Origin of the sequence: Affinundibacterium baiyunense, assembly GCF_018139645.1 — a bacterium.
Taxonomy (GTDB): domain Bacteria; phylum Pseudomonadota; class Gammaproteobacteria; order Burkholderiales; family Burkholderiaceae_D; genus Undibacterium; species Undibacterium baiyunense.
Map to the genome: position 1 here is coordinate 274,256 of NZ_JAGSPM010000004.1, position 25,210 is coordinate 299,465.

The 25,210-nt window shown below is 45.3% G+C and carries 25 protein-coding genes; 14 read left to right on the forward strand and 11 right to left on the reverse strand.

The features are described from left to right. The first annotated feature begins 14 nt into the window (after positions 1–14). The 4 genes from KDM92_RS08775 to KDM92_RS08790 are packed head-to-tail and all read left to right on the forward strand — an operon-like array spanning position 15 to position 6,070. Complete coding sequence (locus KDM92_RS08775) at positions 15–1,295, forward strand: efflux RND transporter periplasmic adaptor subunit (protein ID WP_212683983.1); 1,281 nt, start codon at positions 15–17, stop codon at positions 1,293–1,295. Next, positions 1,295–4,441 (forward strand): efflux RND transporter permease subunit, encoded by a 3,147-nt coding sequence (locus tag KDM92_RS08780; RefSeq protein ID WP_212683984.1) that lies wholly within the window; start codon positions 1,295–1,297, stop codon positions 4,439–4,441. Before KDM92_RS08775 ends, KDM92_RS08780 begins: the two co-directional genes overlap by 1 nt. Continuing rightward, positions 4,434–4,772, forward strand: coding sequence for a DUF3240 family protein (locus tag KDM92_RS08785; protein ID WP_230408250.1), 339 nt, complete (start codon positions 4,434–4,436; stop codon positions 4,770–4,772). The genes KDM92_RS08780 and KDM92_RS08785 overlap by 8 nt, the downstream gene beginning before the upstream one ends. After that, positions 4,772–6,070 carry a TolC family protein gene (locus KDM92_RS08790; protein ID WP_212683985.1) on the forward strand — a complete coding sequence of 433 codons (1,299 nt, stop codon included), beginning with the start codon at positions 4,772–4,774 and terminating at the stop codon, positions 6,068–6,070. The genes KDM92_RS08785 and KDM92_RS08790 overlap by 1 nt, the downstream gene beginning before the upstream one ends. 206 nt (positions 6,071–6,276) lie before the next feature. Here the strand turns inward: KDM92_RS08790 and KDM92_RS08795 are convergent, their stop codons facing one another. Beyond that, positions 6,277–7,542: an MFS transporter gene (locus tag KDM92_RS08795; protein ID WP_189344923.1), complete on the reverse strand. Its 1,266-nt coding sequence runs from the start codon at positions 7,540–7,542 to the stop codon at positions 6,277–6,279. 193 nt (positions 7,543–7,735) lie between these two features. On the opposite strand from KDM92_RS08795, the gene KDM92_RS08800 reads away from it, so the two are divergent. Next, positions 7,736–8,134, forward strand: coding sequence for a hypothetical protein (locus KDM92_RS08800; RefSeq protein ID WP_212683986.1), 399 nt, complete (start codon positions 7,736–7,738; stop codon positions 8,132–8,134). Between the two features lie 50 nt (positions 8,135–8,184). Here KDM92_RS08800 and lnt read toward each other — a convergent pair whose 3' ends face one another. Together lnt and KDM92_RS08810 are read right to left on the reverse strand one after the other, a co-directional pair. Then, entirely contained in the window at positions 8,185–9,699 is a 1,515-nt protein-coding gene (gene lnt, locus KDM92_RS08805; protein ID WP_329603143.1) for an apolipoprotein N-acyltransferase, read from the reverse strand. 60 nt (positions 9,700–9,759) lie between these two features. Further along, on the reverse strand, positions 9,760–10,641 hold the full coding sequence (locus KDM92_RS08810) for an HlyC/CorC family transporter (protein ID WP_212683988.1): 882 nt from the start codon (positions 10,639–10,641) through the stop codon (positions 9,760–9,762). A 333-nt stretch (positions 10,642–10,974) separates the two neighbouring features. On the opposite strand from KDM92_RS08810, the gene KDM92_RS18965 reads away from it, so the two are divergent. Continuing rightward, a complete protein-coding gene (locus tag KDM92_RS18965) occupies positions 10,975–11,262 on the forward strand; it encodes a DUF1294 domain-containing protein (RefSeq protein WP_212683989.1) in 288 nt (95 codons plus the stop codon). A gap of 22 nt (positions 11,263–11,284) precedes the next feature. Here the strand turns inward: KDM92_RS18965 and KDM92_RS08820 are convergent, their stop codons facing one another. The 3 genes from KDM92_RS08820 to KDM92_RS08830 all read right to left on the reverse strand — a co-directional run bounded on the left by KDM92_RS08820 (position 11,285) and on the right by KDM92_RS08830 (position 14,223). Then, positions 11,285–11,767 carry a histidine phosphatase family protein gene (locus KDM92_RS08820; protein WP_212683990.1) on the reverse strand — a complete coding sequence of 161 codons (483 nt, stop codon included), beginning with the start codon at positions 11,765–11,767 and terminating at the stop codon, positions 11,285–11,287. Between the two features lie 67 nt (positions 11,768–11,834). Beyond that, positions 11,835–12,479 (reverse strand): lytic transglycosylase domain-containing protein, encoded by a 645-nt coding sequence (locus tag KDM92_RS08825; RefSeq protein ID WP_212683991.1) that lies wholly within the window; start codon positions 12,477–12,479, stop codon positions 11,835–11,837. Between the two features lie 7 nt (positions 12,480–12,486). Beyond that, positions 12,487–14,223: a proline--tRNA ligase gene (locus KDM92_RS08830; protein ID WP_212683992.1), complete on the reverse strand. Its 1,737-nt coding sequence runs from the start codon at positions 14,221–14,223 to the stop codon at positions 12,487–12,489. Between the two features lie 497 nt (positions 14,224–14,720). On the opposite strand from KDM92_RS08830, the gene KDM92_RS08835 reads away from it, so the two are divergent. After that, the gene (locus KDM92_RS08835; RefSeq protein ID WP_212683993.1) at positions 14,721–15,383 is read left to right on the forward strand and encodes an RNA pyrophosphohydrolase; all 663 of its coding nucleotides are present in this window, start codon (positions 14,721–14,723) and stop codon (positions 15,381–15,383) included. Between the two features lie 2 nt (positions 15,384–15,385). After that, positions 15,386–15,934 carry a CNP1-like family protein gene (locus KDM92_RS08840; RefSeq protein WP_212683994.1) on the forward strand — a complete coding sequence of 183 codons (549 nt, stop codon included), beginning with the start codon at positions 15,386–15,388 and terminating at the stop codon, positions 15,932–15,934. A gap of 77 nt (positions 15,935–16,011) precedes the next feature. Here the strand turns inward: KDM92_RS08840 and KDM92_RS08845 are convergent, their stop codons facing one another. Beyond that, complete coding sequence (locus KDM92_RS08845) at positions 16,012–16,611, reverse strand: YceI family protein (protein WP_212683995.1); 600 nt, start codon at positions 16,609–16,611, stop codon at positions 16,012–16,014. Between the two features lie 153 nt (positions 16,612–16,764). Here KDM92_RS08845 and KDM92_RS08850 point away from each other — a divergent pair, with 153 nt between their 5' ends. The 4 genes from KDM92_RS08850 (at position 16,765) to KDM92_RS08865 (ending at position 19,181) form a co-directional block, all read left to right on the forward strand. Then, positions 16,765–17,136, forward strand: coding sequence for a DUF5329 family protein (locus KDM92_RS08850; RefSeq protein ID WP_212683996.1), 372 nt, complete (start codon positions 16,765–16,767; stop codon positions 17,134–17,136). 88 nt (positions 17,137–17,224) lie between these two features. After that, positions 17,225–17,548, forward strand: coding sequence for a low molecular weight protein tyrosine phosphatase family protein (locus KDM92_RS08855; protein WP_212683997.1), 324 nt, complete (start codon positions 17,225–17,227; stop codon positions 17,546–17,548). Positions 17,549–18,499: 951 nt separating this feature from the next. Beyond that, positions 18,500–18,760, forward strand: a complete 261-nt coding sequence (locus KDM92_RS08860) for a hypothetical protein (protein WP_212683998.1) — start codon at positions 18,500–18,502, stop codon at positions 18,758–18,760. Between the two features lie 106 nt (positions 18,761–18,866). Then, positions 18,867–19,181, forward strand: coding sequence for a hypothetical protein (locus KDM92_RS08865; RefSeq protein WP_212683999.1), 315 nt, complete (start codon positions 18,867–18,869; stop codon positions 19,179–19,181). Positions 19,182–19,261: 80 nt separating this feature from the next. Here KDM92_RS08865 and KDM92_RS08870 read toward each other — a convergent pair whose 3' ends face one another. The 4 genes from KDM92_RS08870 to KDM92_RS08885 form a co-directional block, all read right to left on the reverse strand. After that, positions 19,262–20,707, reverse strand: coding sequence for an NAD(P)(+) transhydrogenase (Re/Si-specific) subunit beta (locus KDM92_RS08870; RefSeq protein WP_212684000.1), 1,446 nt, complete (start codon positions 20,705–20,707; stop codon positions 19,262–19,264). Then, positions 20,707–21,030, reverse strand: a complete 324-nt coding sequence (locus tag KDM92_RS08875) for an NAD(P) transhydrogenase subunit alpha part 2 (protein ID WP_189344945.1) — start codon at positions 21,028–21,030, stop codon at positions 20,707–20,709. Before KDM92_RS08875 ends, KDM92_RS08870 begins: the two co-directional genes overlap by 1 nt. A gap of 230 nt (positions 21,031–21,260) precedes the next feature. Beyond that, a complete protein-coding gene (panD, locus tag KDM92_RS08880; protein WP_212684001.1) occupies positions 21,261–21,623 on the reverse strand; it encodes an aspartate 1-decarboxylase in 363 nt (120 codons plus the stop codon). A 108-nt stretch (positions 21,624–21,731) separates the two neighbouring features. After that, entirely contained in the window at positions 21,732–22,847 is a 1,116-nt protein-coding gene (locus tag KDM92_RS08885; protein ID WP_212684002.1) for a Re/Si-specific NAD(P)(+) transhydrogenase subunit alpha, read from the reverse strand. A 563-nt stretch (positions 22,848–23,410) separates the two neighbouring features. Here KDM92_RS08885 and KDM92_RS08890 point away from each other — a divergent pair. Beyond that, positions 23,411–23,905 carry an NUDIX hydrolase gene (locus tag KDM92_RS08890; protein ID WP_212684003.1) on the forward strand — a complete coding sequence of 165 codons (495 nt, stop codon included), beginning with the start codon at positions 23,411–23,413 and terminating at the stop codon, positions 23,903–23,905. 146 nt (positions 23,906–24,051) lie between these two features. Continuing rightward, positions 24,052–25,158, forward strand: a complete 1,107-nt coding sequence (gene mnmA / locus KDM92_RS08895) for a tRNA 2-thiouridine(34) synthase MnmA (protein ID WP_212684004.1) — start codon at positions 24,052–24,054, stop codon at positions 25,156–25,158. Positions 25,159–25,210 lie beyond the last annotated feature (52 nt).

The window sequence follows — 25,210 nt, forward strand, 5'->3', positions numbered from 1 at the left end:
CAATTGAGACTATTATGCTGACTTTCATCCATCAAGAAAAACAATTTAGCAAGCTTCTCCTGCTCAGCGCCATTGGGCTAGTTAGTGTTGTGTCGCATAGCAATGCACAAACAAATTCCCAAATTCATATCAGCCAGCAGCAAATTGCGCGTTCTGGCATCAAAATTGAAGCAGCCACCGTTGCTAGCGATGGTGCATTGTCAGCCAATGCCAATCTATCAGATAAAGGCTTGCGCTTATCTGGCACCGTAGTCGCTGCCACTTCAGCAACGCAATTGCTCAGCGCCGTCGTTAGTGGCGTGATTCAAAGCATACACGTCAACCCCTTACAAGAAGTGAAAGCAGGCACCCCGATCGCGACTATCTTTAGTCAGCAGTTGATGGAAATGCAAAGAGAATACTTGCAGTTCGCGACTCAAGCACAACTCGCACAAGACAAAGTAAATCGTGACGAAAACTTGTTTAAAGAGGGAATTGTGTCGCAAAGCCGCGTACAAGAAAGCCGAGCACTAGCCATACAATCCGAAGTTGCGGCGAGTGAACGTCGGCAAAGCTTAAAGGCGGCTGGATTAAGCGATAACGCCTTGAAGCAATTACTCAAAACCAGAAGCTTAGTCGCTAACACGGCTATTTATGCCAAATCAAAAGGGACAGTATTAGATTTGCAAGCCCAGCTTGGGCAAAGAGTCGAAGCGGGAATGCCGATCGCCAAGCTCAGTGGCGATGCACCATTCTGGATAGAACTTCAAGCATCAAAAGCACAAGCCGCGCAAATACGCACTGGTGATCTCTTGCAAATAAAAGACTGTGGCAATGCCAAAGTCATGGCGATCTCGCCACAAATTGAAGCAGGCAATCAAAGCATCACAGTTCGCGCACAAGAAATTATCCAAGCTAAGCAAGCGTCATGCTTACGTTTAAACCAATTTGTCGAAGCTAGTCATATCGGTCATCAAGTCGTCAAAAATAGTTATGGCGTACCTGCAAATGCTTTAGTGCGTAATGGCAAACACCAGTACGTGTTTGTAAAAAACAATCATGGCTTTGAAGCGATTGAAGTCAACGTAGTGACAGGTTCGCCCGATAAAATTTGGGTGACAGGTAATTTTGCGAGTAATCCGCAAATCGCCACTCAAGGCTTGGTGGTTTTAAAAGGGGCCTGGATGGGCTTGGGCACAGAAGGCGAAGATGCTCCACCACCAGTCGCTACTAATGCAGCTGCTGCCAAGGCATCCGCTAAAGACACAAACAAAGAAACAAATCAAAAACCAACGACAAACAGTGAGAAGAAATAATGTTAGCTCGCCTAATCGCCTTTTCACTAGCGCAACGATTACTGGTATTAGTCATTACCATCGTATTGATTGCTGCTGGTTTTCAAGCATTTCATAACCTACCGATTGATGCGTTTCCTGACGTCTCCAGCACGCAAGTAAAACTCATCATGAAGGCCCCCGGTATGACGCCGGAAGAAGTTGAGACCCGCATCGTCGCACCGATTGAGCAAGAATTACTAGGCATTCCTCATCAAGTTATTTTGCGCTCGCAATCAAAGTATGCGCTAGCGGATATCACTCTAGATTTTGAAGATGGAACCGATGTTTATTGGGCGCGCCAACAAGTCAATGAGCGCTTAAACGGGGTTTTAAAAGATTTACCCGCTTCGGTGAGTGGCGGTCTCGCACCAATCACCACACCACTCGGTGAAATTTTTATGTTCACCATTGAAGGCCCTTTATCTTTAATGGAAAAGCGTACTTTGCTCGATTGGACGATCCGTCCCCAGCTACGTAACATCCCCGGTGTTGCCGACGTAAATACGCTCGGTGGCTTAGTTAAAAGTTTCGAAGTCATTCCTGATCCGGTTGCTTTGGCCGCGCGCAAAGTATCTCTACAACAATTGCAAGATGCACTCGAAAGCAATAATCGCAATGATGGTGCAGGCCGTTTGAATAGTGGTGAAGAATCATTATTGGTGCGCAGCGATGGTAGCATTCGCAGCATAGAAGATGTACGCGCGATTTCGATAGATCAACGAGATGGGGTCGCGATAAAAATCGGTGACGTCGCCACGGTAAAAATAGGTCAATTGACGCGCTACGGCAGTGTGACCAAAGATGGCAAAAGCGAAGCAGTTCAAGGCTTGATCTTAGGAATGCGTGGAGCAAATGCGCAAAAGGTGGTTGAACAAGTTAACCAACGTCTCAAGCTGATTGAGAAAACTCTGCCACAAGGGATTACGATCAAACCCTTCTACGATCGAGGCAACTTGGTTGAACGCGCTGTAAATACGGTTACTAAAGCCTTAGCTGAAGCGACGATTCTGGTCGTCATTTTGCTGTATTTATTCCTAGGTAATGTTCGCTCCGCTCTAGTGGTCGCTTGTATCTTACCGCTGGCGGCGCTTGGTACATTCTTATTGATGCGCCAATTTGGCTTGAGTGCCAACTTAATGTCCTTGGGCGGACTCGCGATTGCGATTGGTATGTTGGTCGATGCGGCGGTAGTAGTGGTTGAAAATATCGAAGCCCATAGCGCGGACAAGGAACGTCCTAATTTTTCTAAACTACATATTATTTATCGTGCTGTACGCGAAGTCGCGGTGCCAGTAACCGCAGGGATGGTGGTCATCATGATCGTGTTCTTGCCACTGTTATCACTACAAGGATTGGAAGGAAAATTATTCGCGCCTGTCGCCATGACGATTACCTTTGCAATCGCAGCGTCCTTAATTTTATCGCTAACAGTGATTCCGGTGTTGGCTTCTTTTATGATGGGACAAGCACATCATGAAACGCCGTGGTTAGTGCGCAAATTAGAAACTGCGTATAAAAAATTACTGACACGAGCGCTCAACAATGCCAAGAAAGTGATGCTGGTATCGGTACTGGTGCTGATCGTCACCGCAGCGCTATTTCCTTTCATCGGTAAATCCTTCATGCCTAGTTTGGATGAAGGCGACATCATTATGCAAATCGAAAAACTGCCTTCTGTCAATTTGGATGAGTCGACTAAGTTAGATATGGCAATTCAAAGACGTATCTTGGAAACCGTCCCCGATGTGCTGAATGTGATTGCACGCGTTGGCTCGGACGAACTTGGACTTGACCCTATGGGTTTAAATGAAACCGATACCTTCTTGGTGCTCAAACCACATGACGAATGGAAGAGCAAGAGTAAAGAAGCCTTAATCGATCAGTTGCGCACGGTCACAGCTGAATTCCCTGGTGTCAATTTTAGCTTCACCCAGCCTATCGAAATGCGCACCTCGGAAATGTTATCGGGTGTGCGTGGTGATCTAGCGATCAAAATCTATGGCAGCAATAATCAAACATTGGCACAACTTGCAGAAAGCATAGTCAAAACTGTCGAAGGGATTCAAGGTAGTGAAGATGTTTTGACGATCAAAAATAGTGGCGTGCAATATCTGCAAGTCGACATCAATCAAGAAGCCGCTGGCCGACTTGGTTTAAGCGTTGACCAAATTCAACAGGATCTACGTACCATGGTAGAAGGACGTCAATCTGGCATCGTGATCGAAGATGGTCGTCGCATTCCTTTATTGCTACGCGGTAGCGCTTATTTGCAGATGTCAGCGGATCTATTTCAACAAATCCGCTTACCGATCGCGGATGGTAGCTCAATCGCATTAAGCCAAATTGCTGAATTAAAGATGGTGGATGGTCCAGTCAAAATCGAACGTGAAAATTCATCGCGCATGGTGGTGGTACGTGCCAATGTGCGTGGTCGCGATCTGGTCGGTTTCGTTGATGAAGCAAAAGCCAAAGTGGCAGCACAAATCAAGCTGCCAGAAGGATATCGCTTATCTTGGGGTGGCCAATTTGAAAATCAGCAACGCGCCGCAGCACGTCTGGGCATCGTTGTACCTATCGCTTTGTCACTGATTTTCTTCTTGCTATTCGCTACGCTCGGTACGGTTCGGCAATCGGTATTGGTGTTTGTGAATATTCCGTTTGCGATGCTGGGCGGTGTGATTGCTTTAGCAATCACTGGCGAATATTTGTCCGTTCCGGCATCGGTTGGCTTTATCGCCTTGATGGGGATTGCAGTTCTGAATGGTCTGGTAATGATCACTTATTTTAATCAACTGGTTGCGCGCGGCGTGGCGATTGATGAAGTGGTCTCGGAGGGAGCCTTGCGCCGATTCCGTCCAGTGATGATGACGGCAAGCATTACCGCGTTTGGTTTAATTCCTTTGCTACTAGCAACTGGCCCAGGTTCAGAAATTCAACGACCGCTGGCGATTGTGGTGATCGGTGGCTTGTTATCGGCAACGAGTTTGACTTTGATTTTGTTACCGATTTTATTCCAACGATTTGGAGTCGCCAAAACGGAAACCGCTTCGACGCAATTAGCGACAAATACCAACCAAAACTCAAATACCGACACTGTCTCAAATTCAGGTGATCAGCATGACTAACACGACTTCACAGCACGCGATGAACAGCATATTTGACAGTATGTTGACACTGGCGATTCCGCTAGCGCTAACCGAAGAAATCTGCGATTTTCTTCTGCTTAATCCGCAATGGGCTAGCGGCTTTTCTATCGTCGATGCTCAAGGCATGGGTCAAGGCGCGGCATTACAAACCGCAATTGAGAAAGTACAAGGCCGCAGCAAACGCAAACTGATTATGGTGGTTGGCGAACAAGCGCAATTATTCGAATTAGTAGCGGCACTCGGACAGAAAATTAAGAACCCGGATGTGGCATATTGGGTCACGCCGGTTCATCGTTTCGGGAGATTTTAATGTTCAATCTTAAGCATACCAAGCGTACTAATTACACTAAACAGATAAAACGCACGCTGCTTAGCGCCTACTTAGTCGCGGCAGGACTTGTTGCGCAACCGGTCTTTGCCAATGATGATCCATTATCGATTTTGCCGCCAGAATCTTTGGTTAGAAAAAGTTTTTCCAACATTCCGCAACTACGCGCGGGCAATATGGGAATTAATCTAGCGGGTAATCAAAAATCACGCCTTGAAGCAGGTCATTATGAATGGACCGCCCGAGTAGGCTTAAGTCGTCGAACCGATTTAAACGGTGGGCGGTTTCGTGAACAAGAATTTGCACTCGAACGACCTGTGCGTTGGTTTGGTAAAGCGGATAAAGATCGTGTCATTGGTGACAAAGGCGTTGAGCTAGCGAAAGCTAGTTATGCGGATCAATGGCATGAAACCAGCCGCGCATTGCTGAAAGATTGGTTTGAAGTATTACGTGAAGGGTTCACCTTAAAACAATTACGTCAGCAACTCGAGATCACGGAGCAATTGAGCGCGATTGCAGTAAAACGCGTCAAGGCGGGAGACGCCGCCCACTTCGAACAACTCTTCGCCGAGACCGAATTACAGCGGGTACGCGCATTGCTGCAACAAGCAGAACAAAGATTGGAATTAGCAACGCAAGCATTGCAAGCAAACTATCCAAGCCTACCGCTACCAAGCGCTAGCAGTTTGCCACAACCACTGAGCATAGACACACAAGACCCGAAGGCAAGCGAGCATTGGCTAGATAAAATATTAAAGGACAACCACGAACTCGAATTAGCACAAGCAGAAGCCGACTATATGGGACTGCAAGCTGCCAGAATTGATCAAGATAAAATGCCAGATCCGACTTTGGGAATACGCTCCAGTCGCGAACGTGATGGTCAAGAGCGCGTGGTCGGTTTTAGTATTTCTATGCCCTTCCCCGGCGCAGCACGCAGCAGTGAAAGAAGTGCAGCGCTGACAAAGGCGCAGATCGCCAATGAGAAATTACAACAAGTGCAAACCAAGGTAAATCTCATGGCAAGACAAGCGATTACAGATAGCCAACGCACCTTTACCACGTGGAAGGCCTTGGACAGCTTGCGTCAACAAAGTATGCAACAAGCGAATCTAATGCAAACCGCCTACCGATTGGGTGAGGTCAGCATTACAGAAGCACTGAATACGAGAAAAATGGCACTGGATTCGGCAATCGCAGCCGACACGGCACAAATCGACGCGCTCTCAGCCTATGCGCGACTACATCTCGACGCGCATCTGATTTGGGCTTTGGATTAACTCTTTTAATTAAATGCATTGTCAGATAAAAAGCATTTTCAAATTCAATAATTCGATTTAGTTTTTATTGACTAAGCGAATAAGTCAAAACGCTCCAAGAATGTAGTTGCATTCTTGGAGCGTTTTATTTTGCAAATCTATGATGCAAAGCGACGATCAAACATCCAACAGCAAGCGATCACTTTGCAATAAAGCCATCAAGCGTATCAAGCATTTGCTGTATTTAAAGCTGTTTGTGCTGATTGCATAATCTCTTTACGGAACTGGAAGTGCATCCACACCAAAGATACGCAAACTGTGCCATACAAAAGCATGAAACAAGAGCTACGTACGCCCGTTAAATCAACCATTGCGCCAAACATGATCGGCAACACAAAACCACCAAGACCACCAGCAAGGCCAACCACACCAGACACTGCACCAATATTATGCGTGTATTCATCAGAGATAAATTTAAACACCGATGCTTTGCCAACCGCCATCGCAATCCCAACTACAAATAATAAGCTCGTAAAAATCACTGGCGTTAAGGCGATATTAAATACTTGCGGGCCAGTCACTGTTTTGATTGTAAATTCAGTCTGCGGATAAGATAACAAGAAAAACGATACCCAACATACCCACATCACCCACCAAGTCACTTTGTATGCACCATATTTATCCGACAACCATCCACCAAAAGCACGCAATACGCCACCTGGTAAAGAGAAGCACGCAGCCAACAATGCAGCGTCTTTCATATCGAAATCATACTCAGTGACATAGTATTTCACCATCCACAAACTCAAGCCTACATAGCCACCAAATACCACAGAATAGTACTGGCAATAGCGCCATACTTTAGGGTCTTTCAGCATCTTCAATTGCGCTGTAAAACTCACACTCGACTTCACATTATGACTAGGATCGGTTGCTGAAAATACCCAAAAAATTAGAGCTGCTGCCAGCATCAATACCGCATACACTTTCGGCACCATCACCCAGCCAGCCGAAGCAATAATCGCGGGTGCGATAAATTTATTCACCGCTGCACCAGAATTGCCCGCACCAAAAATCCCCATCGCCAAACCTTGACGATCCTTCTTGAACCAACGCGCAACATACGGCGTACCCACCGAGAACGAGCCACCAGCCAAACCAACAAACAAACCAAGCACCAAGAAGTGCCAATAGGCGGTAGCGTAACTAATCAAATAAATAGGGATAACGGTACTAATCATCAACATAAATAAGACAATACGACCACCAAAACGATCAGTCCAAATTCCCAGCGGAACGCGAATCAAAGAACCCGTCAAGACCGGCATCGCGGTCAACAATCCAAACTGCGTCTCGTTTAAACCCAAGGATTTTTTTATCGGAATCCCAATCACGCCGAACATCATCCAAATCGTAAAACAAATAGTAAAAGCCAAGGTACTGGCACCGAGTACCGAATTGGCTTTTCCTGAACTATTTACCTGCGTAGTCATTATTTACTCCCTTAACTTTTTTCAGTAATGCCAGCTTAGGGGAGTTTTACACTTTGATAAATTCGCCTGAAGTAGGCAAAGGACTAGGCTAATCAGGCTAGGGATACGCCAAAAGAACTAGACTCGCTTTGGGAGCATGGCTTAAGAGTGTTAAACTGTCGCCTGCGAAACATCTCATCATAAGAAAATCACAATGAATCAAAACCTCAGTATCGACGAATACAATGCGCTAGAAGAAATCACCAAGTTACCAAAAGGTGCGCGTCCTAGTGCTTGTATCTCACGCAATTCAAAGCGTTTAATCGGTATCAAATTAATTGCACATCGCCGCGATGGTAGTTTTGAACTGACCGAAAATGGTCGCCAGATTTTGTTTATCAAACAATGTATTAATGGCTTGCGCGCTATCGCAGAAAATCCAGACTTTGAGTTAAGTGCCCCAGTGGCGACTTTTTTAGGAAAGAAAGCCCACATCGAAATCGATGCAGGCAGCGGCAAACACCGTATCACTGCACGCGGCTTAGAATGTTTGGCGGATATTGAAGCGACGATACAAACAAGCGCGACAAAAGGATTAGGCAAAAAACCTTAAGAGCTCATTTTAATGACTTCTTAATCGCTTCTTAATCGCCTCTTATTTACTTATTTCTGCAAACGAGGGCGGCGTGCGCTGATAAGGTAGGCTGCCAACAATGCTAAACCAGCGAGTAAAGCCATAGTCGCATCACCAAAGCGAATGTAAGGCGTGAGTCCTTGCATTCCTTGCACCTGTCCCGCCAAACTGCCTAAAGTCAATGTCGGCAATTGTGCAATGATCTCGCCGCGCTCATTAATGATCGCAGTAGCACCCGTGTTGGTCGAACGCAGCATCGGCCTGCCCGTTTCCAAACTACGCATTTGAGAAATCTGTAAATGCTGCGGAATCGCAATCGAATCGCCATACCAAGCCAAGTTCGACACATTCAATAAAATCGATGCTGCACCTTGCGCTGTCTGTGCTTGTGCTCGCAATTGCAAAGCGATTTCATCGCCAAACAAATCCTCATAACAAATATTCGGCATCACGCGTTGATCTTTGACTCGCTGATTGGCTTGTAACACGCCTGGACTCGCGAACTCACCAAGCGGAATTTGCATCATATTCACAAACCAACGGAATCCATAGGGCACAAACTCACCAAATGGGACTAAGTGATGTTTATCGTAACGATACACTTGGGTATCATGCGCCGAATATCCCAATACACTATTGGAGTAACGATTATTTCCATCATCAGTCGCGACTCCGACAAATAAATTGCTACCTGATTCACGCGCATATGTTTGTAATTGCGGCAAATAATCTGGAGGTAACTGCGAAGTCAAAATCGGCAAAGCGGTTTCTGGCACCGCGATTAAATCTGCGGGCTTCTCAGTGATCATGCTGCGATATAAGCTCAAAGTGCTATCGATGAAATCCGCATCAAATTTAACGCCTTGATCGATATTACCTTGCGCTAAACGAACACTCAAAGGCTGTCCATGCGGACTAGTCCATGCAATATTTTGCAAACCGAAACCAAGGCCAAACACGACTGACAACAAAGCCAAACCAGCAGTACGTTTGCGTCTTGAGGCTTTCAACACAAACAAACTGACACAGCCTGCAATCAAACAAACGATCCCACTCAGACCATAAACACCCAGCACTGGCGCGAAGCCCGCTAACGGACTAGCAACTTGCGCATAGCCTAAAGACAGCCACGGAAAACCTGTCATCAAATAGCCGCGCAGGTATTCAAAGAGCGCCCACAATGCAGGAATCACCAATAATAGTAAGACCGAATTCGGGATAGACCAACGACGCCGTAAGCTACGCGCAAACAACAAAGTCAACGTCGGAAAAAGCGCCATATAACTAGCCAAAAAGGCGAGCGCAATGATTGCCAAAATCCAAGCCATGCCGCCATAGCGCGTCATCGCAATCAATAACCAACTAACACCGCTAAACATCATGCCAAAAGCGTAGCTAAAACTGACGACAAATAACTGCTTCTTATTCCACTCATGATGAAGCAGTACAATAGAGAACAGCAGTGCAAGCGTAACAAACTGCAAAGGCCAAACAAAAAAAGGCGCGAATGATAAAACATTCATGCCTCCTAATAGCAATGCCACGAGACTAGCTCGTGGCACTGAAAGTTTTTGCAACCAAGTATTAACAGCGAACATGCCGATCTATTCTTCCGAACTATAGTTAGCGCTGCGCTTTTCAACCAAAATAATTTGCACCTGACGCGCATCTGCTCGCAAGACTTCAAAATGTAATTGGCCGATACTAAACTCGTCACCTTTGTGCGGAACACGTTGTAAATGATTGGTAATAAAGCCGCCAATCGTATCCGCGTCGGCATCAGTGAACTCGGTACCGATCACTTCATTGAACTGCTCAATTTCAGTCAAGCCTTTTACGCGCCAGCGTTTACCGTTGCCTTGATTTTCCAAGACGATGATATTGTCCTCTTCCTCATCGAAATCGTACTCGTCTTCGATATCTCCGACAATTTGCTCCAACACATCTTCAATCGTAATCAAGCCCGCGACCGCGCCATACTCATCGACCACCATCGCCATATGATTACGATTAGCACGGAAATCACGCAACAAAATATTCAAACGCTTAGATTCGGGAATATACACAACTGGACGCAACATCTTGTGTACATCGAAACTCTCTTCAGCGTAATAACGCAATAAATCTTTCGCTAACAGAATGCCGACAACTTTATCGCGATCGCCATCCACTGCAGGGAAACGCGAATGTGCGGTTTCTAGCACTTCTGGCATCCATTCGGCAATGGGTTTGGAGATATCAACCACATCCATTTGCGAACGCGGCACCATGACATCACGGGCGGATAAATCGGAAACTTGGAAAACCCCTTCGATCATTGCCAAGGCATCGGCATCAATCAAATTACGTTCTTGCGCGTCGTGCAGAACTTCTAACAGCTCTTCGCGGTTTTCGGGTTCAGGAGAAATTAAGGCGGTCAATCGTTCAAACAATGACCTATGTGGTTTAAGGTCAGCTGATCTGACCTTACTAGAGTGCTCTTGCATAATGGGCTTAACGCCGTTGTTTCAATCCTACAGGATACAACATCTGCGCGGTTTTCCCAAATTTTGCGACAAGTTTATGCGCTAAATTAACTGAATTTGGCGTGCGAAGAAGACAAAATTGCCTAACTCGACACATGTGAATATAGACCGCAGATGGCCTTAAGAACTCAAATTAGGCGCAACACAAAGCCTAATAAGCCTGAACAAATCAAAGTAAATTCAACTACTTAGCCTCAGCACTTCGCCTAAAATAGATGACTCGTCTTAAACAATGAAAAGCGCAATAATGCCCAAGCGCGTTTTTATAGAGAATGCAAATCGACTAAAAAAATGATGAACACCGTTTTATATTATTCAGTCGCGAATTTGATTTGTTTTGCGCTTTTTGCCTGGGATAAGTGGGCAGCACGAACGCAACAACGTAGAATTGCCGAATTCAACTTGCATCTAAGCTGCTTACTCGGCGGTGCACTAGGAGCTTTAATCGCTCAACAATTACTCAGACACAAAACCAAAAAATTCCTATTTACACTGATCATTTACTTGAGCATCGCGCTCCATAGCATACTGATCATAGCCATCAGCAACGAGCCTAGCCTTCTTCACTACGCTCTCAGCTAATTTAAAACATTAAAAAGAACTTCTAGTAACGCAAAACGGTATAAGTCGGTGCAGCATTTTTATTTAAATGGACGACAATTAAACGATCGTACTCATCGTCGGCAACAGTCTTTGCATTTTGTATTCCCAATCCTTGCAAGATATCAAGCAAGGTATTCGAATGCCCTACTACCAAGGTATTTACCTCTGTCGAAGCTATTTGTTTTCCAAAAGCACGTGATTCCTTGGCGGCGTATTGGTTAAGGCTGAGTTGTGCGCTTTGCGCCAATGGTGCTGCGGTCATTTGAGTGCGTTGAAATTCGGTCACATAGATACGTTTGACTTCTGCATCACGCAAGATATTGGCCAGATTTAATGCCCTTTGTTTGCCCTGCGCACTCAATTCAGGATCGCGACTCTCATCGACTTTCTCGCCATGTCGCACCATAAAAATTGTTTGAAACGCCCACGCTTGCGCGCTCAACAAACTCAAAGCAAGCCACATAGCCCAATATATTTTTTTCATGCTCATGTCCTGTATCTAAAATTTCCACTCATTCAAACGCTTCAATTTGACCATGCCATTACGACTCTTATTCCTTAAACTCCCACTTCTTCCAATTTGCCAACACTGCATTTGGATATTCTGCACGCCCGCGACTACCGTTATATCGCCCTAATGCCAAAAACAAATTGCCACCTTCCATGTCGATGTACATACGAAGAATCGAACAACCATAGCGCAAATTGGTTTGCATTTGAAACAGTTTTTTAGGATCACCATCACCAATCACGCGCGACCAAAATGGCATCACTTGCATATATCCGCGAGCACCGACAATCGAAACCGCATATTTTTTAAATCCAGACTCGACTTGCATCAGACCCAACACCAAGCCGGTATCCAAACCGGCCCGCTTTGATTCGTACCACACTGTTTCTAGAAATTCGATACGCGTCTGCTTATCTGGCATACGACGTTTTAAGCGATCCGACATCTCACCCAACCAGTGCAAGTATTTAATACGGTCTTCAATTCGCTCGAATGTCGGTTTGGGCGGATTTGGGTCTGCCACCAGTTTTGCTAATGCCAATCTGACAGAATCCGCAATTGCTTCTTCTTTCTGATTTCCCGCAACGGCGACTTGGGTCAAGCCAAACAGCAGAACAAAAAAACAAACGCGAGTTTGTTTCTTGAATAAACAAACTCGCGTTCTCACTACTTTCAACAAATTCATGCGCAACTTACTTCATCTGCAGTTTAGCCGTGAGGAAATTGAACATCTCAGTCGCTGCGACATTGCTTGCCTCTGCATCGCGACGACCTTTGTATTCTAAATTGCCTTCTTTTAAACCACGATCTCCAATCACAACACGGTGCGGTACGCCGATCAATTCCCAATCCGCAAACATCGAACCCGGACGCAAATCACGGTCATCCAACAATACATCAACGCCAGCAGCTAATAAATCAGCGTAGAGTTTTTCTGCTTGCTCTTTAACTGCAGGACTCTTTTCCATTCCCATAGGGCAAATGACAACTTCGAACGGCGCAATCGCTGTTGGCCAAATGATGCCTTTGTCATCAAAATTTTGTTCAATTGCAGCACCCAAGATACGCGTGATACCAATACCGTAGCACCCCATTTGCAGCGTTTGTGGCTTGCCATTTTCATCGAGGAAAGTCGCTTTCATCGCTTCGGAATAGCTAGTCCCTAATTGGAACACGTGACCAACTTCAATACCGCGCTGGATCGCCAACACGCCTTTGCCATCTGGCGACGGATCACCGGCAACCACATTGCGTAAATCAGCGACCATAGGTTCAGGCAAATCACGCCCCCAATTTGCGCCAGTGAAGTGGAAATCTTCCTCGTTCGCGCCACAGACAAAATCGCCCATCATCGCCACGGTGCGATCCGCCACTACTTTCACTGGCAACTTGGTGTTCACTGGGCCGAGATAACCTGGCTTAGTCCCAAAGTGTTCAAGGATTTCTTCTTCGGTCGCAAAACGATAGTTCGCCAAACCCGGCACTTTGCTCGCTTTGATTTCATTCAATTCATGATCACCGCGTAACAATAACAACCAGACTTGTTTTGTAACGTTGTCTTTCTCTTCGGTTTCTACCGTCAAGACAATCGACTTGACCGTGTTTTGCAAAGGAATATTCAATAATTCGGCAACGTCTTCACACTTCGCTTTGCCTGGGGTTGTCGTTTTCGTTAAAGCTTGTGTTGCCGCTTGGCGCTCGCTGTATAACGACAAAGCTTCTGCGGCTTCCATGTTCGCTGCGTAATCGGACGTTGGGCAATACACCAAAGCATCTTCACCCGTTTCGGCAATCACGTGGAACTCATGCGAACCAGTTCCGCCAATCGCACCGTTATCAGCAGCTACTGCACGGAACTGCAAACCGAAGCGATTAAAGATGCGGATATAAGCGTCATACATGGTTTGATAAGATTTTTTCAAGCCATCCAAATCACGGTCAAAAGAATAAGCGTCTTTCATCGTGAACTCACGACCGCGCATCAAACCGAAGCGTGGGCGGCGTTCATCGCGGAATTTCGTTTGGATGTGATAGAAGTTAATCGGCAACTGGCGATATGACTTCAATTCTGAACGGACAACGTCGGTAATCACTTCTTCTGAGGTCGGTTGAATCGCAAATTCACGTCCATGACGATCTTTCACACGCAAGAGTTCAGGGCCCATCTTGTCCCAACGACCAGTCTCTTGCCACAACTCAGCTGGTTGTACCACGGGCATCAACATTTCAATCGCACCAGAACGATCCATCTCTTCTCGCACAATTTTTTCCACTTTACGAATCACGCGCAAACCCATGGGCATGTAGTTATAAATCCCGGAGCCGAGACGTTTAATCATCCCAGCGCGCATCATTAATTTGTGGCTGACGATTTCAGCATCAGCAGGAGCATCTTTTAAAGTAGAAATAAAAAACCGTGTGGCACGCATGAATTGTTTCTTTTCAATAATTGAGGTTTAGGAATAGCTTCAAACTAGGATCAAACTAAACAAAATCGTAGCGCCTTGAGCAGACTTCCGACATTGGATTTTTTGAAACAACAACGCAGGAACTTTTTTGTTGAAGTCCTAGGTTATAATCAGCTCAATTTTAAAGGATATGCTGGCTCATGCGCTCACTCTTTGCATTTTTGATGATGGTTTCGACGGCTTAATTGCATTTTTTTCGTCTGAACTGGTGTTTTGATCGGAATTTTCGGCAAATCTCCAAGTTTTCAGCTAAAAAAACTTCGCCTCTCAAAATAAAGAATGTGCCCTGACCACGTTTGGGAATACTTGATCATTTGTTTAGGGACACAAAAAATTTCGCCGATATTGACCGAAGCGGATTTTTTACAGACATAGTTTTACTATTGAATTAATCAGATAAAACGCGCTCATCCTGAACAGATATTAATTATTTCCCAAGAAATAATTGGGGTTATACCATGTTGGATCGTGAAGGCTTTAGGCCTAACGTAGGCATAATTATGCTGAACGCCAATAATGAAGTCTGGTGGGGTAAACGGGTGCGCGAGCATTCTTGGCAGTTTCCACAAGGCGGCATTAAATACGGCGAATCGCCGGAACAAGCCATGTTCCGCGAGCTTGAAGAAGAAACTGGCTTGCTTCCTGAGCATGTCAAGATCTTGGGGCGCACCCGAGACTGGCTGCGCTATGAAGTGCCAGATCACTTTATCAAACGTGAAATCCGTGGTCATTATCGCGGGCAAAAACAAATTTGGTTTTTATTGCGCATGGTTGGACGCGATTGCGATGTTAATTTGCGCGCAAGCACGCATCCTGAATTTGACGCTTGGCGTTGGCATGATTATTGGGTGCCGCTCGATACGGTGATTGAATTTAAGCGTGGCGTGTATCAAATGGCATTGCAAGAGCTATCTCGCTTCATTCATCGTCAAGATGGACAACGCAAGCCCTATCATCACAAACGCCGACATCAAGAAAACAAAGTAGATGCTAGCCAAGCGAATGTGGGCACAGTTATTCAAACGAATATCGAAATCCAAGTCGAACTGCAATTGACGAGTGGAACAGAAACACCTAAAACACCTAACACAGCGATAGACTCACCAAAAACCGAAAGCTGATTATGTACGCACGCACAAACACCACAACTTTCCAGCTTGATTTTAAGAAGCTCTTACGTTTCTGCGGTTTGTGCTTGTGCGTTTCTGTCGCTACGACTACTTATGCGCAGGATGAAGAAGATAAAGTAGTCAAACTGTGGGCGGATAGTCCTGTAATACTGCCAGCTGCGCCGCAATCAGAAAATCTCTTACGCTTCTACAGTAATGCCAATCAGGTTTTCTTCATCGATAGCGAATCGATTAGCATCGTGACCGATGGCAGTATACGATTTACGCTGGTATCCAACAGTCAAGCAGGAGCCAAGAATATCAGCTACGAGGGCTTGCGCTGTGATACCAACCAAAAACGCTTATTCGCATTTGGTCGCGCCGACGGCAGTTGGTCAAATTCTCGTCGCAACGAATGGGATAGCTTCAACAACAAAGGTGTCAACCAACATCACAGTAGTCTAGCTTGGGACTTTATATGCGAAGGCGGTAGTGTTGCAGGAAACGTCGACAAGATCATTCAACGTATTCGGCAAAATCAATCATTGCGACAGTTTCATTAAGACTATCTAACAAAAGCGCCGATACTCGCGTGAATCCTGATACTGAGCACATTTACGCAGTCTTACTCCTTAATCTATTACTCCCTAATCGCCTCAATCGCAAAACGCAGCGTCACCTCATCGCTCACAAACGGCGCATAACGACCTAAACCAAATTCGCTACGCAAGATTTTTGCGTAGCCATTTGCGCCACATGCTGTTTTAAAATAAAGCGGCATAAAACGACAGTGGAAATGCGTAAGTTCAAATCGCACTTTTTTGCGCGTTCCCTTGATAGTCAAATCGCCCTCGATGGCAATTACCTTATTGGCATCATCAAACACCAAATTCTCGGATTTGAATTGAATATTAGGGTAGACGTCCGTCTCAAAAAAGCTAGCGGAGCGCAACGCCGTATCAAACAAGCTGGTACCCGTGCTGACCGAGTTCGCATCAATAAGCAAATCGACTTTGCCGACGCGCTTTTCCTCATCCAATTCAATCGAACCCGAATTCTTATCGAAACGCCCTTGCTGCACTGATAGACCCCAGTGCATGTATTCAAATATCGAATAGGTATGCGTGCTATCAATCACATACCGGTCTGCGGCGTTCGCCAAATGACTGCCAGCACAAATGACGCAAGCGACGACAAAAGCTAGCAGGTTGCGCACAAGACTCTGGCAATTTGGTTTCATGTTTTAGCTTTCATTCTGCTTTAAAAGAATTTCAATCTAACATAAATAGGAAATACTTGAGGCAAACTCGCGCCTTTCAAATCGGGTCACAAAACCAAGTGATTACAGACTACAATCAACAACTTCGACCAATGACAACGTGAATCACCAACCATGCGCTTAGTCTATTTCTTGCCCTTCCTTGTTACGCTTTGCTCATCAGTAGTGAGCAAGGCAACGCAGACTCCGACAACCACACGTACCGAAATTCAAGTTCTTCTGAAAAGATTGCTGGACTCTGGCTGCCAATTCAACCGCAATGGCAGTTGGTATTCGGGCGCTGAGGCACAAACCCACTTGAGCAAAAAACTCGATTACCTAGAAAGAAAAAACATGCTCAAGTCGACCGAAGACTTCATCAAACTAGGCGCTTCAACCAGTAGTTATAGCGGCAAAGCTTATTTAGTGAAGTGTGGTAATACGCACGCGGTCGAGAGTAAATTATGGTTGAGCGAGCAATTAAGAATTTTGCGCGAATCTAAATAACTGACCTTAAGAGAAGAACTTTACGAAGCACAAGCATAGAAAAATAATGACATTAATCATCTGTATCAAAAATCTGATTTAAAGAAAAATGAAACGAGCGCTCTTTATTTGCACCCAAAACCGACTCCGCAGCCCGACAGCGGAACAAGTTTTCGCGTCTTGGCCAGACGTGGAAACAGACTCCGCTGGCTTAGGTAACGATGCGACGACCCCACTCTCCTCGGAACAAATTGCCTGGGCGACGATCATCTTCGTCATGGAGAAAACGCATCGCAATAAATTGTCAAAGAAGTTCAGATCGTATCTAAGCAATAAGCGGATTATTTGTTTGGATATTCCTGATGAATATGAGTATATGGATCCGGTGTTGATTACTATTTTAAAGGCTAAGGTGGGGAAGTTTTTGGTTTAAGTTGTTAGTGCTCTTATTCGCTTTTTCACTTGCTCATCATTCACAGGTCGGGAGTGGCCCGACAGCCAATTACCTTTTTTGCTTCGCCAAAAAAGGTAATCCAAAAAAGGCGACCGTAGACTCGCCCCTGCGGGGTGCTTACGCTACGCTTCAGCATAATTTGTGCTTCACAAAAAATGGGAAAGTGTTGAAACTCGCCTTCGGCTCAAACAACAACACTTTCTTATCCATTTTCTGTGAAGCACAAATTACATCGTCTCAAACGGGGGTAAGTCAAAAGAAAATTCAAAAACAACGACCATCAACTGCTAATCGAAAAAATCAAAGTCCGTTGATACTATGATCTCTCTCTGCTACGCCTCGATGCGTGAATCGTCATTCCCACGAAGGTGGGAATCCAGTGACTTAAAAGCCTAACGTCACTGGATCCCTGCCTACGCAGGGATGACGCCTCGATTTTTCTAGCCTAATTGAATCAATTTACGATCGATACTGTTTGATTTGCTGTTGTTTTTGACTTTGCTTTTGACTTTCACCCACTTCTGACACTGCCAATTGTGCAGGACAGAAAATGGAAAAAGAAAGCTTCGTTGTTTGAGCCGAAGGCGAGTTTCGAAGCTTTCCCATTTTTTGTCTTGCATAATTGGGAAGCCGAAGGCCAGTGGCAGCGTGGTCGCCTTTCTTTGCTTACTTTCTTTGGCGAAGCAAAGAAAGTGAGTGGCTGTCGGGCCACTCCCGACCTACCAACGATGAGACTGTTTGTGAGCAAATATTCTTATTAAAATTCGAGGCCTGCTCACAATTAATCGGCTCAGAGCGTGGGCAAGAAGGCCTGCCCACCCTACTAAACTGAGCTAAATTGACCAACAGTAATTGACTTGTGACGCACGTACGATTAGGCTGCGCTAATTGCATCTTATTTGCAGTGCCAATAAGAAATCTGAGTTACACATGATTCAATTAAGCTATACACTTTTTGTACTAGTTATCATTTATCAGATATTTGTATCCTTTCTTATTTATCGTGCAGAGGAATATGAGAGAGCGCAACGACTGGTTCAAATCACCTTAATTTGGTTCATCCCAATTGTGACAGCATTTGTACTCCATTCTTTTTTACGCAATCAGCGCAAAACCTCTCAGGTTAAAATCAATAATGTAAGCACGCAAGATCAAAACGTTGTTCTGGGCTATGGAGACATAAAAGATTAAGAGCGCCAGTAGCATTTAATTCAATGCGTCCAGTCACGCTGAGCTAATTGCACCTGTAACTTCACACAAAATAAATCAAATAGAAAACTTAGACTTTGTAATAAATATGAGTTCCAAAAATAAAATTGACATCATCGGCACTTGGATAGATCAACAGGAAACCTTATCTTGTATTGAATACACTATCAGCGAAACAAAAAATGGCTATTCAGTGGCAGCAATAGATTCCTATGATTCTGAAAAAGGTGATGTCCTTAAAATCAATTGGAATGCTGAAACATTAACGCTTGATTTTTGTTGCTATTGGCCATCTACGGGAAGATTCAGCATTTGTAAATTTAAGCAATTTTCTGACGATAAATTGGAATTCACATATACACACACAGATCGCGAGATATTAGTTAGAAAACCTACTTCGTAGAACACGAAATAACAAAAAGCCCGCAAAATTCAAAGATCATGCGGGCTTTTTCACAAGCAGTCAAAACATAAAAAAGCTGATTATTCGACAGCCTTCACCATATCCTCAATCACCTTCTTAGCATCTCCAAACACCATCATCGTTTTATCCATATAGAACAACTCATTATCCAAACCAGCATAACCAGAAGCCATAGAACGTTTATTGACGATGATCGTCTTCGCTTTATACGCTTCAAGAATCGGCATACCAGCAATCGGCGATTTGGGATCTTTTGCGGCAGGGTTCACAACGTCGTTCGCGCCGAGCACCAAGACCACATCAGCTTGCCCGAATTCGCTATTGATATCTTCCATCTCAAACACTTGGTCATACGGGACTTCGGCTTCCGCTAACAAGACGTTCATGTGACCAGGCATACGACCTGCCACTGGGTGAATCGCGTACTTCACTGTGATGCCTTTGTGCGTGAGTTTTTCTGTTAACTCTTTCAATGCATGTTGCGCACGTGCTACCGCTAAGCCGTAGCCTGGAACGATGATCACCGTTTCTGCATTGCCCAACAAAAATGCAACGTCATCTGGAGAGCCAGATTTAACCGTGCGTTGTGCGCCACCGCCCGCTGCTGCTTCTGCTGTTGCGCCGCCAAAACCACCCAAGATCACGTTGAAGAAAGAACGATTCATCGCTTTACACATGATGTAAGACAGAATCGCGCCAGACGAACCAACTAAGGAACCAGCAATGATTAACATCGAGTTATTGAGTGAGAAGCCAATCCCTGCTGCTGCCCAACCAGAGTAGCTGTTCAGCATCGACACCACGACTGGCATATCTGCGCCGCCAATCGGAATGATGATGAGCACACCCAACACAAACGCAATCGCTGTCATCAAGATGAATGGCGTCCATGCGGGAGCCACGTCACCATCAAAGCAAAACACTAAACCCAAACCAACCATCGCAATCGCCAACACCAAGTTCAACATGTGTTGACCAGCGAAACTAACTGGCGCGCCTTGGAACAAACGGAATTTGTATTTACCAGACAATTTACCAAAGGCGATCACCGAACCTGAGAAAGTGATTGCACCGACGAAAGTACCGATAAATAATTCGATGCGGTTACCAAATGGAATCGCCGCATCACGTGTCGTGATGTTGAAAATCCATGGTTCTGCCACAACAGCAACCGCGATACAGACCGCAGCCAAACCGATCAAGGAATGCATCGCTGCCACCAACTCTGGCATTTTGGTCATTTCTACGCGCTTCGCCAAAGTGGCACCAATACCGCCACCAACCACGATACCAAGTATCACCAAGCCATAACCCAAACCAGCGCCACCTGCTTCGTTTTTCAATTTAACGATCAGCGCCACTGTAGTGAAGGCTGCAATCGCCATCCCTATCATTCCGAAGGCATTGCCTTTACGAGCGGTTGATGGATGCGATAAACCTTTAAGCGCTTGAATAAAACAAACCGATGCAATTAGATAGAGCATCGTAACGAGATTCATACTCATTATTTGCCCTCCTTCTGTTCAGCCTGCGCTTTAGGCTCTTTTTTCTTAAACATCTCTAGCATCCGCTGGGTGACTAAGAAGCCACCGAAGACATTGACCGCGGCTAGTGCGACCGCCAGTGTTCCCATCACTTGGGCTAGCGCACCTTCGGTTAAGCCTGCTGCCAACATCGCACCAACAATGATGATCGCCGAGATCGCATTCGTCACCGCCATCAAAGGCGTGTGCAATGCGGGTGTTACGGTCCAGACCACGTGATAACCGACATAAATTGCCAGTACAAAAATGATCAAATTAGTGAGTGTATGACTTACTACATCCATGACGTTCTCTCTTTATTTACGTTAAAAGGGACTTCAGTTGCAATGCTGTTCAGATAAATTTTCTCTTCGCCGCCGTCATCCCTGCGTAGGCAGGGATCCAGCGTCGTTGAGCCTTTACGCCACTGGATTCCCGCTTTCGCGGGAATGACGCCTTGTTGTATCGAGCTTAGCTAAACCGCATTAAACTTCAGTAATTCTCTTATTTCATCGCATCTGAAAATCTCTGCAAATCAATATTCTTTCAAGCTAGTGATTTTGTTCTTCGCATCGACGAACACGACTTTCGGTTTGAAGTTTTCTGCGACTTCATCTTCCATCGGTGCGTAGGTACAAATAATCATCAAATCACCCAACTGTACGCGTCGAGCTGCCGCACCATTCAGAGAGATTTCACCACTGCCGCGTTTTCCTTTAATCGCGTAAGTAGCAAAACGCTCGCCATTATTGATGTTGTAGAGTTCGATCCGTTCATGTTCCTTAATGTCGGCTGCATCGAGCAAATCCTCGTCGATACCGCATGAACCTTCATAGTTCAAATCACATTGTGTTACAGAAACGCGATGAATCTTGGCGCGTAACATATTTCTTTGCATAATTTCCTCAAAACTTCTATTTAAAACTGATTGATAAAAAGCGAATCAAAACTTCCCTCGCACTTCTCTAGATTTTCGCGTTTGAGATGCTTCTCATCGTTTTCAAATTTATTTCTTCAACACTTCGCCACCAGAGCACATCATGGTAGCGACGACGATTTCATCTTCTTTGTTGATCGCTAAATTTGCCTCTTTGTCGATAATCAATTTCAAGAAATCGAGAATATTGCGGGCATACAATGCAGAAGCATCGGCAGCCACCAAAGTCGCTAAGTTCGGCTCACCAATAATGTGGACACCGTATTTCGTGACAGTTTTATTTAGTTCAGACAAAGGACAATTACCGCCCTGCTCGACTGCCATATCCACAATCACAGAACCCGGTTTCATCGCCTTGACCGTTTCTTCAGAGATCAAAATCGGTGCTTTGCGGCCCGGAATCAAGGCAGTGGTAATAATGATGTCGGCTTGCTTCGCACGTTCATGCACCAACGCGGCTTGACGTGCCATCCATGCGGCAGGCATAGGACGCGCATAGCCGCCTGCTCCTTTGGCGATTTCGCGTTCTTCATCAGTTTCGTAAGGCACGTCGATAAATTTTGCCCCCAAAGATTCGACTTGTTCTTTGACTGGAGGACGCACGTCGGACGCTTCGATCACCGCACCTAACCGCTTGGCAGTCGCAATCGCTTGCAAACCCGCAACACCGACTCCCATAATCAAGACACGCGCCGCTTTTACCGTACCCGCTGCTGTCATCAACATTGGCATAAAGCGTTGGTAAGTATTCGCTGCCAACATTACGGCTTTATAGCCCGCGATATTTGCCTGTGAAGACAATACGTCCAATGACTGCGCACGTGTAATCCGAGGCGCAGCTTCTAAAGAGAAAGCCGTAATGCCGTGCGCTGCCATCGCAGCGATGTTGTCTGCATCAAAGGGATTGAGCATACCAACTACCACCGCACCCGATTTGATAAACGCACGTTCTTCCACCGAAGGCGCACGCACTTTCAAAATCAACTCTGCGCCGAATGCATCAGTAGCTGTACCTATCGTCGCGCCAGCTGCTTGATAGGCTTCATCGGTAATCGAGGAGGCAATACCAGCACCAGCTTGTACGACAACTTGGTGCTTAGCACTCACATATTTCTTAATTGTTTCTGGGGTCGCCGCAACGCGCGTCTCGCCCGACCGGGTTTCGGCGGGAATGCCGATTTTCATAAAGAACTCCTTTTATTGTTGATAGCCTTAGGTTCAAGGACAAAAGTGATGACTTCAGGTACACCATGTTGCGCAGAAATTTCCTACTTGGATAAAGCAAGAAACAAAACCAAAACTGACAAGGATTTAAGCCACTTGAACTAATTACAAAGCTGTTACCAGCGACTGCGAACCGCATACAAATTTGAACTGCCGGAGGGATCTTACATTTAATATTCGACAACGATATTACACGAAAAACGCACCAATCTGGCACAAGAAAAGCACACTGAAGCGAGCTACTAAGAAATAACTTGCACCACTTCCGCGCACAGTGGTTCCCAATGCAAGACAAACAAAATCTGCGCAAACCCATACCAGGCAAGGCTTTACCGAATAAGAAGCAAAAATGGCTTGGGCCTAAGCACACTACATTTTTATTTAAAAATTACTAACGAGTCTGATGAATTTTCCTATAGATAGAATCTTTATTAGTAAATTCGAATCTTGATTTGACCTAGCTCGCGCTAAGAAAGACGCTTAAAAGGGTAAAATGTTGGCTTGATTGACTGTTTGCACCGCTTATGTCTGAAACTTGGAAACCCTCTGTCACTGTTGCCGCGATTGTGCCGCGCCAAAATGGCGAGCGCCTAGAATTCTTGATGATAGAAGAAACCACAGCCGATGGAGTACACCTGAATCAAGCGGCAGGTCATCTTGATCCGAATGAAAGCTTGGAACAAGCGGTGATCCGCGAGACTATGGAAGAAACTGCGCATGAGTTTGTACCGGAAGCGCTAGTTGGCACGTATATGTCGAAATTTATTTCACCAAATTCAGGCAAAGAAGTGACGTATTTGCGTTTTGCATTTTGTGGCAAAGTGATCGCACAGCATGATAGACCTTTAGATCACGGTATTTTGCGGGCGTTGTGGATGACCTATGAGGAAATTTTGGCATGCCAAGAGATGCATCGCAGCCCCTTAATTTTGAAGTGTTTACAGGATTATCTGGCGGGACAAAGAGCGCCTTTAAGTTTGATGTATACGCATCCTAGTGTGACGAATTCGGCAAATTAAAAGACATCAAGCGATTTTGAATTCACCTTCTCAGGCTTGTAGCTTAGATGAGAAGAAGCAAATAAATCGTAGGGCGGGTGAAACCCGCGCTGCTAAAGTAATAACTGCAGTAATAACTACAGTAACAAAAATCAGTAGGAATATTCATGAGTAAAAAACGTGTAGTCATCGGTATGTCCGGTGGAGTCGATTCTTCAGTCTCAGCTTGGCTCTTGAAAGAGCAAGGCTACGAAGTCATTGGCTTGTTTATGAAGAACTGGGAAGACGATGATAATTCTGAATATTGCTCAACGCGCGAAGATTTGATCGATGCAGTCAGCGTCGCCGACGTGGTTGGTGTTGATATTGAAACCGTCAATTTTGCGAGTGAATACAAAGACCGCGTGTTCGCAGAATTCCTGCGCGAATATCAAGCAGGTCGTACACCTAATCCCGATGTGTTGTGTAATGCAGAAATCAAATTTAAGGCTTTTTTAGATCATGCAATGAAGCTCGGTGCCGACTACATCGCAACAGGGCATTACGCACGCGTACGCGAAGTCAATGGTGAGTTTCAATTACTTAAAGCACTCGATGCCAGCAAAGACCAAAGTTATTTTCTGCATCGTTTAAATCAAGCTCAACTCAAAAATACGCTGTTCCCGCTTGGGGAAATGAACAAAACTGAAGTCCGTAAAATCGCTGAACAAATCAATTTACCGAATGCGAAAAAGAAGGACTCAACTGGCATTTGCTTTATCGGTGAACGCCCTTTCCGAGAATTTTTGAATCGCTATTTGTCGTACGCGCCGGGTGAAATCCGCACCGCAGAGGAAGAAGTGATTGGTCAACATGTAGGCTTAAGTTTTTACACTTTAGGCCAACGCAAAGGTATAGGCATAGGCGGCATTAAGTCACACCAAAATACCGATGGTAGCAGTGATGCTTGGTATGTGGCGCGCAAAGATGTGCCAAATAATCGTCTGTACACAGTACAAGGTCATGATCATCCGTGGTTACTATCTAACTCGCTAGAAGCAGCACAAGTCAGTTGGATCGCCGGACATGCGCCAGATCTAGAGAAACTGTCAGCCAAGACACGCTATCGCCAACCCGATATGGCTTGTCGTTTCAATGGCAATAACGAGCTATTTCAATTGCATTTTGAAGAAGCACAATGGGCAGTCACGCCGGGACAATCTGCAGTTTTATATGATGGCGATGTTTGTTTGGGTGGAGGGATTATTAACTCGGCCTCAGCCGAGAACAACTAAATCGTATTGCTTTGGTTCGCAGCCACTAACTTAAATAACTTGGCTAACTTCG